15 protein-coding genes, 1 tRNA gene and 1 pseudogene are annotated in these 14,571 nt (G+C 66.2%); 13 read left to right on the top strand and 4 right to left on the bottom strand.

What is annotated here, in order from left to right; translation table 11 throughout:
- The first annotated feature begins 470 nt into the window (after positions 1-470).
- From ACZ5CM_RS11115 to ACZ5CM_RS11090, 6 genes are all read left to right on the top strand, one after another.
- A complete protein-coding gene (locus ACZ5CM_RS11115) occupies positions 471-659 on the top strand; it encodes a hypothetical protein (RefSeq protein ID WP_464638718.1) in 189 nt (62 codons plus the stop codon).
- A 203-nt stretch (positions 660-862) separates the two neighbouring features.
- On the top strand, positions 863-1,462 hold the full coding sequence (locus tag ACZ5CM_RS11110; RefSeq protein ID WP_464638716.1) for a hypothetical protein: 600 nt from the start codon (positions 863-865) through the stop codon (positions 1,460-1,462).
- 221 nt (positions 1,463-1,683) lie between these two features.
- Entirely contained in the window at positions 1,684-2,913 is a 1,230-nt protein-coding gene (locus tag ACZ5CM_RS11105) for a phage major capsid protein (protein WP_464638714.1), read from the top strand.
- Positions 2,913-3,188, top strand: coding sequence for a head-tail connector protein (locus ACZ5CM_RS11100; RefSeq protein WP_464638705.1), 276 nt, complete (start codon positions 2,913-2,915; stop codon positions 3,186-3,188). The genes ACZ5CM_RS11105 and ACZ5CM_RS11100 overlap by 1 nt, the downstream gene beginning before the upstream one ends.
- On the top strand, positions 3,185-3,718 hold the full coding sequence (locus tag ACZ5CM_RS11095; protein ID WP_464638689.1) for an HK97 family phage prohead protease: 534 nt from the start codon (positions 3,185-3,187) through the stop codon (positions 3,716-3,718). The genes ACZ5CM_RS11100 and ACZ5CM_RS11095 overlap by 4 nt, the downstream gene beginning before the upstream one ends.
- Positions 3,715-4,071 (top strand): phage portal protein, encoded by a 357-nt coding sequence (locus ACZ5CM_RS11090; protein ID WP_464638687.1) that lies wholly within the window; start codon positions 3,715-3,717, stop codon positions 4,069-4,071. The genes ACZ5CM_RS11095 and ACZ5CM_RS11090 overlap by 4 nt, the downstream gene beginning before the upstream one ends.
- On the opposite strand, the gene ACZ5CM_RS11085 is transcribed toward ACZ5CM_RS11090, so the two are convergent.
- On the bottom strand, positions 4,059-5,264 hold the full coding sequence (locus ACZ5CM_RS11085) for an IS256 family transposase (protein WP_464637579.1): 1,206 nt from the start codon (positions 5,262-5,264) through the stop codon (positions 4,059-4,061). The two genes, ACZ5CM_RS11090 and ACZ5CM_RS11085, sit on opposite strands and share 13 nt — an antisense overlap.
- 135 nt (positions 5,265-5,399) lie before the next feature.
- Here ACZ5CM_RS11085 and ACZ5CM_RS11080 point away from each other — a divergent pair.
- The 4 genes and pseudogenes from ACZ5CM_RS11080 to ACZ5CM_RS11065 form a co-directional block, all read left to right on the top strand.
- A pseudogene (locus tag ACZ5CM_RS11080) lies at positions 5,400-6,323 on the top strand (phage portal protein); the annotation flags it as partial.
- Positions 6,316-6,603, top strand: coding sequence for a hypothetical protein (locus tag ACZ5CM_RS11075; RefSeq protein WP_464638685.1), 288 nt, complete (start codon positions 6,316-6,318; stop codon positions 6,601-6,603). The pseudogene ACZ5CM_RS11080 and the gene ACZ5CM_RS11075, both read left to right, overlap by 8 nt.
- Positions 6,604-6,615: 12 nt before the next feature.
- Complete coding sequence (locus ACZ5CM_RS11070; protein ID WP_464638683.1) at positions 6,616-6,792, top strand: hypothetical protein; 177 nt, start codon at positions 6,616-6,618, stop codon at positions 6,790-6,792.
- Positions 6,789-7,931, top strand: a complete 1,143-nt coding sequence (locus ACZ5CM_RS11065; protein ID WP_464642586.1) for a tyrosine-type recombinase/integrase — start codon at positions 6,789-6,791, stop codon at positions 7,929-7,931. The genes ACZ5CM_RS11070 and ACZ5CM_RS11065 overlap by 4 nt, the downstream gene beginning before the upstream one ends.
- Here ACZ5CM_RS11065 and ACZ5CM_RS11060 read toward each other — a convergent pair.
- The 3 genes from ACZ5CM_RS11060 to glpX all read right to left on the bottom strand — a co-directional run bounded on the left by ACZ5CM_RS11060 (position 7,891) and on the right by glpX (position 10,902).
- A tRNA-Glu gene (locus tag ACZ5CM_RS11060) sits at positions 7,891-7,965 on the bottom strand. The genes ACZ5CM_RS11065 and ACZ5CM_RS11060 overlap by 41 nt on opposite strands.
- Before the next feature lie 121 nt (positions 7,966-8,086).
- Entirely contained in the window at positions 8,087-9,832 is a 1,746-nt protein-coding gene (recJ, locus tag ACZ5CM_RS11055; protein ID WP_464638681.1) for a single-stranded-DNA-specific exonuclease RecJ, read from the bottom strand.
- 95 nt (positions 9,833-9,927) lie between these two features.
- Positions 9,928-10,902 (bottom strand): class II fructose-bisphosphatase, encoded by a 975-nt coding sequence (gene glpX / locus ACZ5CM_RS11050; protein WP_464638679.1) that lies wholly within the window; start codon positions 10,900-10,902, stop codon positions 9,928-9,930.
- Positions 10,903-11,222: 320 nt separating this feature from the next.
- Here glpX and ACZ5CM_RS11045 point away from each other — a divergent pair, with 320 nt between their 5' ends.
- From ACZ5CM_RS11045 to ACZ5CM_RS11035, 3 genes are read left to right on the top strand one after another with little or no spacing between them, the layout of a single operon-like run.
- Positions 11,223-11,936, top strand: coding sequence for a hypothetical protein (locus ACZ5CM_RS11045; RefSeq protein WP_464638677.1), 714 nt, complete (start codon positions 11,223-11,225; stop codon positions 11,934-11,936).
- 4 nt (positions 11,937-11,940) lie between these two features.
- Positions 11,941-13,665: a trypsin-like peptidase domain-containing protein gene (locus ACZ5CM_RS11040; protein ID WP_464638675.1), complete on the top strand. Its 1,725-nt coding sequence runs from the start codon at positions 11,941-11,943 to the stop codon at positions 13,663-13,665.
- Positions 13,666-13,676: 11 nt separating this feature from the next.
- Positions 13,677-14,570 (top strand): hypothetical protein, encoded by an 894-nt coding sequence (locus tag ACZ5CM_RS11035; RefSeq protein WP_464638673.1) that lies wholly within the window; start codon positions 13,677-13,679, stop codon positions 14,568-14,570.
- Position 14,571: the final 1 nt, after the last annotated feature.

Genomic DNA, 14,571 nt, shown 5'->3' with positions numbered 1-14,571 from the left:
GTTGAAACTTCGTCTCAGGGAGAACCGCCCCGTGGTTTGGGGCGGCCCATCAACTCCGCCAAGCGCCTCAACGAAACGCCTAAAGTTTTGCCCGCTGGGTGGGAAACCTCCTGTCGGCCTCTGGGTGTTCCTTCCGGAGTCCTTCGGCGGACAGGTCATGGCACAGCCACTCCCGTTCGCGGCCCGATAGTGCGGCATCACATCGGCACACTGACAAAACTCTTGCTCCAATCGCCCCATATGAAGCGCTTTAGCAAGTATGCCGCCCTGCTATCTCAGGTTCGGGGAGCCCAGAAAATCGACCAAAACGGTCCTCCTTTGCTCCCCCACTTATGAGGGTGTCGAAAATATAGGAGTGCCCTTTCTTGATTTCAACGGCCACTTGTACGGCACCTAAAACTTCTCGCACGACCCAAACCCAAAAGAAGACAACTATGAAAAGTGACAAGCGCCCAACCAACGAGCAACTGATGGAACAGGATCGCCAGGCCGCGATTGACGACGCGGTAAGCGATTGCGTCAGCCTGGCCAGGCTGATCGCCAACGAACTGTCCCGCGATACTTGGAGCCGCCCGGATCGGGATGTGGAAATCCTGCAATTCCTGTCCAAGAAGCTGAATGAACAGGTGGAGGAACTCCAGGCTTGCACAACTTACTAACCGTCGAGAACGCAGGCCACCGCACACATAAACGTGCACATCCCGTTTATGTGTGCAATATGTTGTTGTTTTTGCAATATTTTTTGCAAACTCGCACAATATATTGTGGCTTCGCTTGTTCCTGGCGGGGAACTCCGACTAGCTTTGATTTCAGCAATTGAGCGAGGCCAATCCGCGGCTCTTGCTGAGATAAGGAGAACGCAATGAACGTGTCAGTTTCAGAAGCGGTGGACGCAGTTTCGGGTTTTCTGGGCGAAGAAAACCGGACGGTCAGTCAGTATGCGCGCCAGTTGATCAATGCCGGGATGCTACCGAAATGCCGCGGCCGGGCGATTGCTACTGTGAATGCCGCGCAGCTGATGCGGCTCGTTTTGGCCGTTGCCCTGCGACCGAAGTATGCAGAAACCGCAAAGCTGACCCGGAAGTATTGGGGCCTCATGCTGGACGGCGCGCCCGAAAGCGCCCCATCCAGCATCAAGCAGACGGTGGGCGGCTTTCTTACTTCCTCGGCCAACCTTCTCGGGGCCGATCCCGCCAAGTTGGATGCAGAAGTGCGCCAGCTTCGCGAAGATGAGCGTGCCGCTGAAATCGAGGTGATCACCTCTTGGCCCGCGGTAATCCACCGGACACCCGGCGCAGGGCAAATCGTTTTCGCGTCGGATGGCGCGCCGGGGCATTGGCAGGGCCACGTCAAACGCTCTGTGACGATTTCGGGCCTGGGCTTGCTGGAGTTTCTGGACGGATTGGAACCGACCCGCCTGGGTATCCCCAACGCCTATGATGATCTGGACGGAACCGAATGACGTTGCGCCAGACATATGATTTCCCCTCGATGTATCTCCAGGCACCGCGGTGGTGCCAGCAAACCGTGCCAGGTTCGAGGGGGATTGGGTGTCAACCTGGCACGGACACCGCGTCACCTACCCCCGCTGTGAAGCGGCATTTTCCCTGCGCCAGGTTCGCCTGGCCCGCTGGACCTCAACCCCGCCGAGATGGCGGCACATTCCCAAAGATGGAGACCTGAATGAAAACGCAGGAAATCAAAGAGGCCCGCGCGGCCAAAATTGCCGAAATGCGGCAAATCAACGAAGCGGCTACGGCTGCCAACCGCGATCTGACGGGCGAAGAACGCAGCCGCTTCGATACACTCGACAGCGAGATTCGAAACCTCAATACCCGGCTGGCCGACGCGGAGCGTCTGGCCGAATACGAGCGCCTGGAAGAACGCGCCGAACCGATCAATGGTCGCACGTTTCGCCAGGGCGATCTATCAGGCTATTCGCTGGCCAAGGCGCTGGTGGAAAGCCGCGCTGGAACTCTGACCGGGCTGGAAGCCGAGGCGCACCAGGAGCTGGCCAAGGATCGCGCCGAGGTGCGCGGCGTCATGGTGCCGACCGATGTGATCCTGGGCGGTGAAACCCGCGCGTTGCTGTCCACTGGAACCGGCGGCAACATGGTGTCCACCGATCTGGCGGCCATGACGGACCGCCGCCGCCCGGCCCTCAAGGTTGAGGCGATGGGCGCCACCATCCTGCGCGGCCTGTCGGGCAATATCGATTTACCGCGCCTGAGCGCATCTGGCACCGCCGGGTGGGTGGCCGAGAACGCGGCGGCAGCGCGCAGCGATGCGACCTTTGCCAAGAAATCGATGGGACCGAAAACGGTGACGGCCGAATACGAGATTTCGCGGCGGATGCTGCTGCAATCGAACCAGGCACTGGAGCCGATCCTGCGCGCCGATCTGGGCTATTTGCTGGCCCAGGCGCTGGATGGTGCTGCGATCCGTGGCGGCGGCACCAATGAGCCGACCGGCATCCTTGCCGATGCAAACGTGACCAGCGTGACGGGTGGCGCCTTTTCCAGCGATGTCACGGCCGATCTGATTGCCGCACTGGAAACCGACGATGTGACGGGCACCACGGCATTTCTGACCAACCCGGCCGTCATGGCGGTGGCGCGCAAAGCCAAGGACACCACCGGCCGCGTGATCCCGCTGGCCGAACTGTTCCACAACCAGCGTGCCGAGGCATCCACCCAGGTGCCGGGTGATCTCGGCGTGGGCAGCGACAAGAACGCGCTGATCTATGGCGAGTGGGCCAGCCTCTACGTGGGCTATTGGTCGGGCGTCGATCTGTTGATGAACCCTTACCACACCGATGTGGCCAGCAAGGGCGGCGCGCTTCTGCACGCCTTCCTGGATGCTGATGTGGTGGTTCGCCACCCCGAAGCCTTCCGCTACGCGGAGATTGACTGATGGTTCTGCTGGCGGAAGCGAAAACCCACCTTCGCGTTGATACCGACGCGGAGGATGGGCTGATCCAGGGGCTGATTGATGCAGCCGCCGATCATCTTCAATCGATCGACGTGGACGTGTCGGCTGATCCGCTTCCGCCAGCACTCCACCACGCGATCCTGTTGCTGGTGGGCCATTTCTACGAACACCGCGAGGCGGTGAGCGATCAGCCGGTGCACGCCTTTCCCCTCGGCGTGGCCCGGCTGATCGCGCCCTATCGGAGCCTGGGAATATGAGCATCGAAAAGAGATTTCAGCCCGCGGAACTGCGGGCCAAGGGGCGGCGGCTGGAGGGATACGCAGCCCTTTTCGGTGCGGCCGCTTCTATCGGCGGCGGCTTGGTCGAAACCATCGCACCAGGTGCCTTTGCGGATACTCTGGCTACCCGTCAGGATATCCTGGCCCTGGTCGATCACGACCCAACGCGGGTTCTGGCGCGCACCCGGTCTGGCACGCTGCGCCTGGCAGAGGACAGCCAGGGGCTGGTCTTTGACCTGGACCTGCCTGACACCCAGGCGGCGCGCGATGTGCTGGCCCTGGCCGAACGGGGGGATTTGGGTGGCATGTCATTCGGCTTTACCACCACGCGCGACGATGTGCTTGGCGGCACGCGAACCCTGCACGCGGTCGAACTGTTCGAGATTTCGGTGGTGGCAGCCTGGCCAGCCTACGAGGGCACCACGGTCCAGGCCCGCGCGCTTTCCGATTTCACACCGATCCGCGCCGCGGCCGCCCGCCGCCTGCGCATTTGGGAGTTGATGCAATGAGCATTTTGAAGCGCCTGCTGGGCGTTGAAACCCGAGCAACCGCTACCTTGTCCGATCCGAGTCTGGCCGAATTCCTGGGCCAGCGCAGTGGCGTTTCCGGTTATGTCGATAATGCCCAGGCCTCGGGCTTAGCCGTGGCGCAGGCCTGTATCACTGTTATCAGTCAGAATCTGGCGGCGATCCCGCTGAACGTCTATCGGCGTGGTGATGATGGCAGCCGCGAACGCGCCCAGGACCACCCGTTACAGCGGGTGCTGCACGATCAATTTGCCCCGAACATGACCGCCTTTGAGGGTCACGTCCGTCAAGGTGGTGTAATTTGGGTGGCCTCGTGTCATGATCATGCGGCCTGAGTTGTTATGCTGAGAATGGGGTCGGTCTCCTCGTTGTCGATCTGGGCGAAGGCCTCGACCTGCATGTAGCGGCTTGCGGTCTGCCATTCGTCGTTCTGCTCGAACAGGACGGCGCCGATGAGGCGGGTGATGGAGGCCTCGTTGGGGAAGATCCCGACGACGTCGGCCCTGCGCTTCACCTCCTTGTTCAAACGTTCAATCGGGTTGGTGCTGTGCAGTTTCTTGCGGTGCTGGCGGGGGAAGGCCATGTAGGCCAGCACGTCGTGCTCGCTCTCGTCCATCAGCTCGGCCAGTTTGGGCCAGCGAGAGCGTAGCTGGTCGGCGACGCGGCGCCATGTCTCGCCGGCCTGCTTTCGGTCGGGTTGATCGAAGGCCTGGCGGATGGCGGCGGCGACGACGGTGTGCTGGCCGCGCGAGACGTGGGCCAGGGCGTTGCGCATCCAGTGGACGCGGCAGCGTTGCCAGGTAGCGTCGAAGACCCGCCCGATGGCCGCGCGCAGGCCGCTGTGGGCATCCGAGATGACCAGCTTGCTCCCGTCAAGCCCCCGGGCCTTGAGGCCGCGGAGAAAATCCATCCAGAAGGTTTCTGCCTCCGACGGTCCCAGCCCCAGGCCAATGATTTCACGGCGTCCGTCCGTGTTCGCGGCGACGGCGATTATGGCCGCTACAGAGACAATGCGCCCGCCTTGGCGCACCTTGAGATAGGTGGCATCCAGCCAGACATAGGGCCATTCACCGGTAAGCGGCCGGTTCAGGAATTCGTTGACCCGTTCGTCAATGTCCTTGCACAGCTTCGACACCGTGCTTTTGGAGATGCCGTGCAGGCCCATCGCCTGTGCCAGTTCGTCCACGCGGCGGGTCGAGACGCCACCGATCCATGCCTCCTGGATCACTGCGACCAACGCCTTCTCGGATGTCTTGCGCGGCTCCAGAAAGCCCGGGAAGTAGCTGCCCTGCCGCAGCTTGGGCACCTTGAGGTTCAGCCGGCCCAAACGGGTATCGAGAGCGCGCTCTCGATACCCGTTGCGCCACGTCGTGCGTTCACTGTTGCGCTCATGCTTGCCGGCGCCGATCAGGCCCTCGACATCGGCCTCCATCAGAAGCTGCAGCACGGCCTCAGCAACGGCGCGAAGAAAATCGCCACCGTCCTGCTTGGCCAAAAGTTCGGAAAGGTCCATATTCGTCTTGGTCATCGGGGTCTCCGTGTGGTTCGTGGTTGAAGCTCTGAAACTCCACCGCAACCATACACCTCGATGGCCACCCTGGTTACACCGTCGAAGGTGCAGAAATTACACCACGTGCGCGGACACTAACCCTTTGAGGCGCGCGAAGCGTTGATTTCCGATCTTCTGACGAACGGCAATGCGTATGCGGTGATTGAGACCAACGGGCGTGGCCAGGTGGCCCGCTTGTTCCGAGTCCCACCGGCGATGGTATCCATTGAGCGAATCAACAACGGCCGCCTGCGCTATCGCGTGGCGGATCATCGGGGGCAAACCAGGGTCATGATCCAGGATGAAATCCTGCACCTGCGATATCGCATCGGCCCGGATGGGGTGCTGGGCGTGTCCCCGATCCAGCTGGCGCGGGAAGCCTTTGGCTTGGCCCTTACCCAACAGGAACAAGCCAAGAAGCAAGCGGCAAAGGCATTCCGTGCCGAGGGCGCCCTGGTGTTTCCGCAGCCGATCCCCGGCGACAAGAAGAACGAGGCCCTAGACAAGCTGGCCGCCCGCCTGGAAAGCCAGGCCAGCACTTCGGGCGTTATCGTGCTCGACGGCGGCGCCGAATGGCACCCGCAATCGCTTTCATCGAAGGACGCGGAATTCCTGGAAAGCCGCAAATTGTCGAACTTAGACGTTGCACGGGTATTCAATGTACCACCCACGGCCGTTGGCATCGTGGACAATGCCACATACAGCAACGTTGAAGGCGAAACCCGCGCCTTGGTGACACGCTGCCTGGCTCCGATGGCCCGCCGGATCGAACAGGCAATGAATGCGGCCCTGCTGACTGCCGAGGGCCGGCGGCGGCATTTCATCGAGCACGACATGGGCGCCTTGCTGCGCGGCGATCTGGGCGCCCGTTATGATGCCTATCGCGTCGGCCGAGAGGCCGGTTTTCTGTCGGTGAACGAAATCCGGCGCCTGGAGAACTTGCCGCCGGTTCCCGGTGGCGAAACCTATATTCAGCCCCTGAACTTTATTGAGTTGGGTGACGAACATCCCAAAAGTGGAGAAATGAAAAATGTCTGACTTGGCCGCCGATTGGTTCACCTTGATTGGTCTAACGTTGACCGTTATTGGCGCTATCGTCGCAGCACGAGCAGTCATCTTGCGCCCGGAAGATGCCGTTCGGGTTGGTGTGCCTCGCATTGTTTCGAAAGACTTTGAGGGGCAATTGAAAAACCCGATGGTGCAGAACCTCTTATCTGCCTCAAAATGGGCAAAGCGCGGGCTTATCGCAATCGCATTGGGCACTGTTTTTCAAATGGTTCCGATCGGTTTTCGGATTTTGAGCGGCTTGGCAATTTAGGGATTGAGAGCGATGGCATATCCCCGCGCGACGGTGAAACAATCCGATCTGACAAGGTATCTCAAAGCGGCGCAAGCCGCAGGATATGAACGGCCGCGCGTGGTTATCCACCCGGATGGCAAAGTAGTTATCGAGGCGGCCGACGATGCTGGTGCATCAGACAACCCGTGTGACGTGCTACTGAAATGACCCGCCGTCGAAATCCATTTCCGGGTGTGACCCGCGCCGTTGATCGCCATGGAAAGGTGCGTTGGCGCTACCGGCGCAAGGGGTATTCCTGCTATCTGCCGGGTGAATATGCGTCGGCCGAATTTCGGGCGGCCTATGAGCGAGCGCGGCAAGGGGCAAAGACCCCTGTTGCCAATGCGCCGCAACCCGGCACGCTTCATTGGCTGGTGGAGCAATACCTGCGATCGGCAAAATACCGTGACCGCTCCGAGGTGTCGCGCCGCGTCCTGCGCAAGGAACTGGACTGGCTGCTTGACCAGGCAGGGAAATTGCCATTCGCGCGCTTGGAAATTCGCCATATCGAAGCGATCATGAATCGCAAGGATGGCCCCGCAGCGGCCAATAAAGTGCGCAAGAACCTGTCACTGCTGTTGAATTTTGCGATTCGGCGCGGGTATGGCGTGACGTTCAATCCCGCTCGATACGCGGAAAAGCGCAAAGAAAATCCAGATGGCTATCACGTTTGGACTGAAGGCGAGATTACCCGTTTCAAGGTGCACCACCCGGCGGGATCAAAGGCCCGTCTGGCGTTGGCCCTATTCCTGTGCACTGGTGCTTCACGGCAAGATGCGGCCGCGATGGGATGGCAAAATGTGGATGGCGACCGGATCAGCTACCGGCGCGGTAAAACAGGCGTTGAGGCCAATCTGCCGATCCTGTCCGATTTGGCAGAGGAATTGGCCCACCTGACAAAACAAGAAGGGCTGTTTCTCACTCACAGCGGTGGCAAGCCTTACAAGCCGGAAACCTTGGGAAACTGGTTTCGGGATCAGTGCAACGCAGCTGGCGTGCCAGGGAGCGCCCACGGGTTGCGTAAGGCAGGTGCTACGCGGCTGGCCAATGCCGGTGGCACGCCTGACGAAATCCGCGCTTTCCTGGCGCATGCAACGAACAAGGAGGGGCAAACCTACACGAAAAAGGCAGATCGGGCACGCCTGGCCGATAGTGGCCTTGCGAAGCTTGAAGGCGTCAACCATACTGAAATTTGTCCAACCACACAGACCCGGTTGGGCAAGAGAGGGGAAAAAGCCAATGAAACCAATGTGCAGGCAGGTTTGGTGGCAGCCCGTAGGGGAATCGAACCCCTCTTTCCAGGTTGAAAACCTGGCGTCCTAACCGATAGACGAACGGGCCATCCGGTGTGAGCGGGTCTTTAAGTAATCCCGCCGGGGGGCGCAAGACAAAAAATCGGCGGCAGGGAAAATTTTTCGCGTCTTTCCTGCCGCTTTCGTGGGTCCGGCGGGACCGGCCTTCTTCACGCGCGCGCGGCGTCTTCAAGACGCAGCTGGACCTTGCGCCGGCCGCCCCATTCGTTGATCTCCAGCCGCCCGGCAAAGTGGAATCGCGCACCGCCATGGGCCTCCAGCGCCGGGCCGAGCTCTCCGTCGAAGGCGCCGAAGGCGATAGCGTCCAGCCGCCCCGCCACCCCGTTCGAAAGGGTCAGCTTCAGATGCGTCTCGCCCACGCGCCGGGCGTGGCGAATGGCCATGTCCGGCAGGGCAAAGCGCGGCGCCGGGGCGCCCGCCCCATACGGGCCCGCCCGTTCCAGCTGTTCGATCAGCTCGACCGTCGCCGCGCCGGGCATCAGCACCCCGTCAAGGCGCAGATCGGCTGGCCCCATGGCGCCAGCGCCCTGCCGGGCCAGCAATTCCCCCAGCCGCGCCATCGCCTCGTCCAGCCGCGCGCGGGCAACGGTCAGCCCGGCCGCCATCCGGTGCCCGCCGCCCCTGAGCAGCAGCCCCTCGGCGGCCAGCTTCTGGATGGCGGCGCCAAGGTCGATCCCGCTCACCGACCGGCCCGAGCCCTTGCCCTCGTCCCCGTCCAGCCCGATCACCACCGCCGGGCGGCCGGCGGCCTCCTTCAGGCGCGAGGCAACGATGCCCACCACGCCGGGATGCCAGCCCTCGCCCGCCGCCCAGACCAGCGGCGCGTCAAGCCCGCGCGCCTCGGCCTGTTCCAGCGCCGCCGCGCGCACCGCGTCCTCGATCGCCCGTCTTTCGGAATTGAGCTGGTCCAGGCGTTCGGCCAGCGCCTCGGCCTCGTCGCGCGAGCGGGTGGCGAGAAGCCGCGCGCCCAGGTCGGCCCGGCCCACGCGCCCGCCGGCATTCACCCGCGGCCCCAGCAGGTAACCCAGGTGATAGGTGCCGGGCGCGCTGTTCATCCGCGCCACGTCCGCCAGCGCCACCAGGCCGGGACGGCGGCGCTGCGCCATTACCTTCAGCCCCTGTCGGACAAGCGCCCGGTTCACCTCCACCAGCGGCGCCACGTCGGCCACCGTGGCCAGCGCCACCAGGTCCAGCATCGTCATCAAGTCCGGCCCGTTGCCACGGCCCGCGGCCCGCAGGTGCCGGCGCAACTCCACCAGCATCAGGAACACTACCCCCGCCGCGCACAGATAGCCCAGCTCGCCGCTCTCGTCCTGGCGGTTCGGGTTCACCACGGCCAGTGCCGGCGGCAGGGTCTCGCCGCCCAGGTGATGATCCAGAACGATCACCTCCGCCGCCTTCACGGCCTCGGCGATCGGCTCATGCGACAGCGTTCCGCAATCGACGCACACGATCAGGTCATGCGCGGCGGCCAGCTCGCGCATGGCCGGAACGTTGGGGCCGTAGCCTTCCTCGATCCGGTCGGGAACGTAGAGCGTCGCCTCTCGCCCCATCTGCCCCAGCCAGTCGATCAACAGCGCCGCCGAGGCGCCCCCGTCCACGTCGTAGTCGGCAAAGATGGCGATGCGCTCACCGCGTTGCACCGCCGCCCAGAACCGCGCCGCGGCCGCTTCCATGTCTTTCAGGCTGCGCGGATCGGGCAGCAGGTCGCGCAGTTGCGGCGACAGGTAAGCCTCGGCCTCCTCGGCCGGCACGCCCTGGCGGGCCAGGACCTGACACAGCGCCGGCGCCAGCCCGGTACGCTGCTCGATCGCGCCTGCCGCACGTTCGAGTTCAAGCGACGGCCCGATCCACCTGCGCCCCGCCAGCGACCGTTCGACCCCCAGAAATGCCACCGCGTCCCGTGCTCCCCTGTTTCACCGCCGATCCTGCTTCCTCTTGCCGAAAATACTCCCGCCGGAGGCCCCCGGCGGCAGCCGCCCGCGCGGGATCAGATCGCGCGTCGGCGATACTGCATCCGCCGCACCGATCCGGTGCTCGACCGCATGAGCAGCGTCGTCGTCTCGATCCAGCCGGGCCCGCGCCGGACGCCGGGAAGAAGCGTGCCCCCGGTCACGCCGGTGGCGGCGAAGATCACGTCCGCGGTCACCATCTCGTCGCGCGAATAGACCCGGTCGAGGTCGGTGATCCCCGCCCTGGCCGCGCGCGCGCGTTCGTCGTCGTTGCGAAACAGAAGCCGGCCGAAGATCTGCCCGCCCATGCACTTCAGCGCCGCCGCCGCCAGAACCCCCTCGGGAGCGCCGCCCGAACCCATGTACATGTCGATGCCGGTGGTTTCAGGCTCGGCGCAATGCATCACCCCGGCCACGTCGCCGTCGGTAATCAGCCGGATCGCCGCCCCGGTGGCGCGCACCTCGGCGATCATCGCCTCGTGCCGGGGGCGTTCGAGGATGCACACGGTCAGATCGCCGGGCCGGCAGCCTTTCGCCGCTGCCAGCGCCTCGACCCGCTCGGCCGGCGCCATCTCCAGCGTCACCACGTCCGGCGCATGGCCCGGGCCCACGGCCAGCTTGTCCATGTAGACGTCCGGGGCATGCAGCATCGAGCCGCGGGGGCCGATGGCGATGACCGTCAGCGCGCCGGGCATGTCCTTGGCGGTCAGCGTGGTGCCCTCCAGCGGGTCGAGCGCGATATCCACCGCCGGCCCCTGGCCGGAGCCCACCTCTTCGCCGATGAACAGCATCGGCGCCTCGTCGCGTTCGCCTTCGCCGATGACCACCGTGCCCCTGATGTCGAGCAGGTTGAGCTGCTCGCGCATGGCGTTGACGGCGGCCTGGTCGGCGGCCCGCTCGTCGCCGCGCCCGACCAGCCCGGCCGAGGCTACGGCGGCGGCCTCGGACACGCGCGCGAGGCTCAGCGACAGCAGGCGGTCTTCGAAATCGGGGGCTGCATTCTGGGTGGTCATGGAAAATTCCCGGTCTGAACATCTGGTCCCCACGCAATAGCCCGTGGGCAGGCGCGGCCGCAAGGGCCGGGGCGCGAATGACAGGGACCGGCGGGGCGGGGGCGGATCGGCGAATTTCCGTTCATGCAGGGGTGCTTGCGCGCCTGCGGGCCTTGCAGGGCCGGCCCCGACCGTCTTAGGGTTGGCAGGACAGTTCCCGTGCGGACCGGTCACGGCCCGCCGCCCCCGTCCGCTTCCCGTCGGGCCCGCGGCGACCCGGCCCGCCCCGATCCGACCGGCGTCGGGGTCTTCCGGCGGGTCGGCCCGGCCAGAAAGGTGACATGCGACCAGCGATTGCCCTTCTCGTCCTGCTCGTGGTGCTTGTTGCGGCGGTCTCCGCCTGGCTGCTGCTGCAATCGTGCGGCGTTCGCCTGCCGCTGAGCGGAACGGTGCTGAGTTTCTGCGAAGCCGACGCGATGCCGCCCGAGCGGGAGCCGCTGGCGGAGGAGGAGCGCCGGACCAGTGAGCTGCGCGCGCGCATCGCGGCGCTGGAGAGCGATCTCGGCCTGATCGCCTGCCGGGCGATGGCCCCGCCGCCTCCGCCCCCGCCGCCGTCCCCGCCAAGGCCGAAGGCTCCGCCCCCCGCGCCGCCCACGCCCAGCGGGCTGGCCCCCGATGCCTTCGACAGGAAGGACATTTCGGTCATGGAAGGGTGCTGGCTTCTGTCCTCCGACTACGCGGTACGCGAAATCCGCACCGGCGAGATCACCCGGTTCCGGTATTGGCGCATCTGCTTCGACCGCAACGGCCGCGGAACCGAGGAGATGCGCTCGACCACCGGGGTGGTCTGCAAGGGCCGCCTTTCCGGGCGGATGCCGGGCAACGGGCGGCTCCTGATGAGCGAACCGGGGGATCTGCGATGCGACAACGATTCCTCGATCTTCCGGCGCGAGATCACCTGCCGGCTGGACGACAGGGGGCGCGCGCAATGCGATACCTATCAACCTGAAACCAACGGACGCGGCGCCGCCACCCTGCGCCGCGCCAGGAGGTGAGGACATGGCCGACCAGTTCCTGAGCAAGACCCGCGTAAGCGCCGAGGATTTCGTCGAGGCCGGTGGTCGGGCGGTGCTCGAACGCTACGGGGAGTTGCGGGCGCTGCTGGCCGAACGTGCCGGGCCCGAGGTGGCCGCGCTCTTTGCCGAGCCGCTGATCAGCCGTGGCAACGATGCCGCCCCCGCCACCGTGTCGTGGTATGCCGACGGCGCGGGGACGGGCGAGGTGCGCCCCCTCGACGATCTCGCCCCCGACGAGCGCGCCCGGGCCGAGGCCTGGCTGGCCGATCACCTGCGCCCGCTGCGCCCGCTGGCCGAAGATCCGGCGACGGCCGAGCTGGTGCTGGGCGCGCTGACGGTGATGGGCGCGGGGGACGTGATGGTGATCGACGACCGCCCGGTCATCGTCAACTGGGGGCTCATGCCCGGCGCCCGCGGTGCCAATGCGGCCGCGCGCCCGTCCCATTACGCGGCCACGCTGGGCCGGTTTCTGCCGCTGCCGGCGCTTCGCCCCGCCTCTGCTGCCGCCACGGCCCCGCAGGCCGCCATGGCGACGCCCGCACCTTCCGAAACGCCGGGTCCGTCGCCTGACCGCCTGTCTCGCTGGGCCTGGGTTCCGCTGCTGGTGCTGCTGATCCTTTCCGGCGCGGTCCTGGCCTGGCTCCTGATGCCGGGAACCCGGATCTTCCCCCGGCCCGGGCCGGCTGCCGTGACCGATGCCGACCGGCTGGCGGCGCAAAGGGCGCTCAACGACAGCCTGCGCGCCCGGCGCGACCAGTTGCAGGCGGCGCTTGAAGGCGCGGTATGCCGCCCCGACGGGGCGCTGGTCCTGCCCGACGGCCGCACGCCCGAGGGACTTTTGCCGCCGCCTGTCGGTACCGCCTTCCCCCGCAGGGCCGAGGCTGCACCCGACGCGCTGCTGCCCAGCCCTCCCGACCGGGTGGTGCTGCCCGCGCGCGACGCGGCGGGGCAGGAGGAGACGCTGCTGGAGTGGATCGAGGCGCGCACGGTGCTGGTTCTCGTGCCCGGCCCCGAAGGGCTGGTCGTCGGATCGGGGATATCGGTCGGGCCGGGGCTGATCCTGACCGGCCAGCACGTGATCGCCGGCGCCGGCGCGGGGGGGATCGTCGTCGCCGGCGGCGCAGTTTCCGCCCCGCAGGCGGCGCAGGTGATCCGCCAGCAGGGACCGCTGGAGCAGACGGGCGCCGATTTCGCCCTGTTGCGGATCGGGGATACCGGGCTGCCGGCCTTCGGCTTCTACCGGCCCGAGGGGTCGATGCGGCTGCAACAGGTGATTGCCGCCGGCTATCCGGGGGACGCGCTGGAGATGGACGCCGATTTCGCGGTGCTCAAGGCGGGCCGGGCGGGGGCGATGCCGGGGCTGACCGTGACCGACGGGATCGTGAATGCCGAACAGAAGATCGGCCCCGAAACATCGGTGATCATGCACTCGGCGCCGCTTGCGGCGGGCAATTCCGGCGGGCCGCTGGTGGACATGTGCGGGCGCGTGGTCGGCCTCAACAGCTTCGTCCGCGAGGGGCGGTTGCAGAACCGGGGCTATGCCCTGCCGACGGCCTCCATCCTGGACTTTCTCGACGGCACCGAGGCCCGGCCGGAAGTCGACACGGCCCCCTGTGTGCCGACGGTGATCGTGCCGCAACCCGCCGCGGCGCCGGCCCCGGGCGTGGATCCGGCCGCGCCGGCGGGCGGCGGGCAGGGCGGAAACTAGGGGCGGGGGGCATGCACGGATCGGTCCTCGTCACCACCGCGCCGGAAGGGCTGCAACCACTGGGAGCGGCGGCGCAGCGTTCGTGGGAGCTTCTGACCGGCGTGCTTCGCGACCGGCTGGGCGAGGATCACGCGGCGCTGCTGGCCGAGCCGGTGCCGAGCGAACATGGCGACCGCATCGACTGGCACGCCCCGGTCGAGGGCACGGGCCTGCCCCTGTCGGCGCTCGAGCCGGGCGACAGGCAGGCGCTGCGTGCCCGTCTCGACGCGCTGGTGGCGGATATCCGGGCCGAGGCCGACCGGCTGGCGCAGAGCGCGGATGCAGCCGACCGGCGCCTGGCCGAGGCGCTGGGCAATGCGCTGGAAATTCCGGGCGAAGAGATGATCTTTGCCATTCGCACGCCGGAGGGCGGGTTGCGTCCGGTCCTGGTCCACTGGGCCTGGATCCGCAGCGAGGCTCGAGCGGTGCGCGGCGTTCTCACCGGGCGGGTGCCGCATCCGGCACCGGCTCCGGGCATCGGCGCGGGCGGCGGGGGCAGCCGCGCCTGGCCCTGGCGGTGGCTTCTGGCGGCGGGATGGGCGCTTGTGGCGCTGATGATCGGCGCGATCCTTTACCTGATGATCGCGCCCTGCGGCCTGAATCCGGCCGGGCCGGATCTGTGCCCCGGCGAAGGGGCGGCGCTGGCGGCAGCATGGTCCGAGGAAGCGGCGATCCGGGATGAAATCGGGGCGCTTGAGCGCGAGATCGCCCTGACCGCGCGGGTCTGCCGGCCGGTCGTGCCGCTCTCGCCGGCACTTCCCCCCGTCCCCGCACCGACCCCCGCCCCCGCACCGACGAAACCGGCACCGGAGCCGCCGGTCTCGCGCCCGCCCGCGCCCTCCACCGACAGCCCCATCACGAGGTAGG

This window comes from Piezobacter thermophilus (genome assembly GCF_055386745.1).
Note: the sequence above shows the minus strand (reverse complement) of the source record. Positions and strands in the feature narration are given on the sequence as shown.

Excerpts from the sequence above, each read along its gene's own strand:
- ACZ5CM_RS11115 (WP_464638718.1), top strand. The coding sequence starts at position 471 with ATGGAACAGGATCGCCAGGCCGCGATTGACGACGCGGTAAGCGATTGC.
- ACZ5CM_RS11110 (WP_464638716.1), top strand. The coding sequence starts at position 863 with ATGAACGTGTCAGTTTCAGAAGCGGTGGACGCAGTTTCGGGTTTTCTG.
- ACZ5CM_RS11105 (WP_464638714.1), top strand. The coding sequence starts at position 1,684 with ATGAAAACGCAGGAAATCAAAGAGGCCCGCGCGGCCAAAATTGCCGAA.
- ACZ5CM_RS11100 (WP_464638705.1), top strand. The coding sequence starts at position 2,913 with ATGGTTCTGCTGGCGGAAGCGAAAACCCACCTTCGCGTTGATACCGAC.
- ACZ5CM_RS11095 (WP_464638689.1), top strand. The coding sequence starts at position 3,185 with ATGAGCATCGAAAAGAGATTTCAGCCCGCGGAACTGCGGGCCAAGGGG.
- ACZ5CM_RS11090 (WP_464638687.1), top strand. The coding sequence starts at position 3,715 with ATGAGCATTTTGAAGCGCCTGCTGGGCGTTGAAACCCGAGCAACCGCT.
- ACZ5CM_RS11085 (WP_464637579.1), bottom strand. The coding sequence starts at position 5,264 with ATGACCAAGACGAATATGGACCTTTCCGAACTTTTGGCCAAGCAGGAC.
- ACZ5CM_RS11075 (WP_464638685.1), top strand. The coding sequence starts at position 6,316 with ATGTCTGACTTGGCCGCCGATTGGTTCACCTTGATTGGTCTAACGTTG.
- ACZ5CM_RS11070 (WP_464638683.1), top strand. The coding sequence starts at position 6,616 with ATGGCATATCCCCGCGCGACGGTGAAACAATCCGATCTGACAAGGTAT.
- ACZ5CM_RS11065 (WP_464642586.1), top strand. The coding sequence starts at position 6,789 with ATGACCCGCCGTCGAAATCCATTTCCGGGTGTGACCCGCGCCGTTGAT.
- glpX (WP_464638679.1), bottom strand. The coding sequence starts at position 10,902 with ATGACCACCCAGAATGCAGCCCCCGATTTCGAAGACCGCCTGCTGTCG.
- ACZ5CM_RS11045 (WP_464638677.1), top strand. The coding sequence starts at position 11,223 with ATGCGACCAGCGATTGCCCTTCTCGTCCTGCTCGTGGTGCTTGTTGCG.
- ACZ5CM_RS11040 (WP_464638675.1), top strand. The coding sequence starts at position 11,941 with ATGGCCGACCAGTTCCTGAGCAAGACCCGCGTAAGCGCCGAGGATTTC.
- ACZ5CM_RS11035 (WP_464638673.1), top strand. The coding sequence starts at position 13,677 with ATGCACGGATCGGTCCTCGTCACCACCGCGCCGGAAGGGCTGCAACCA.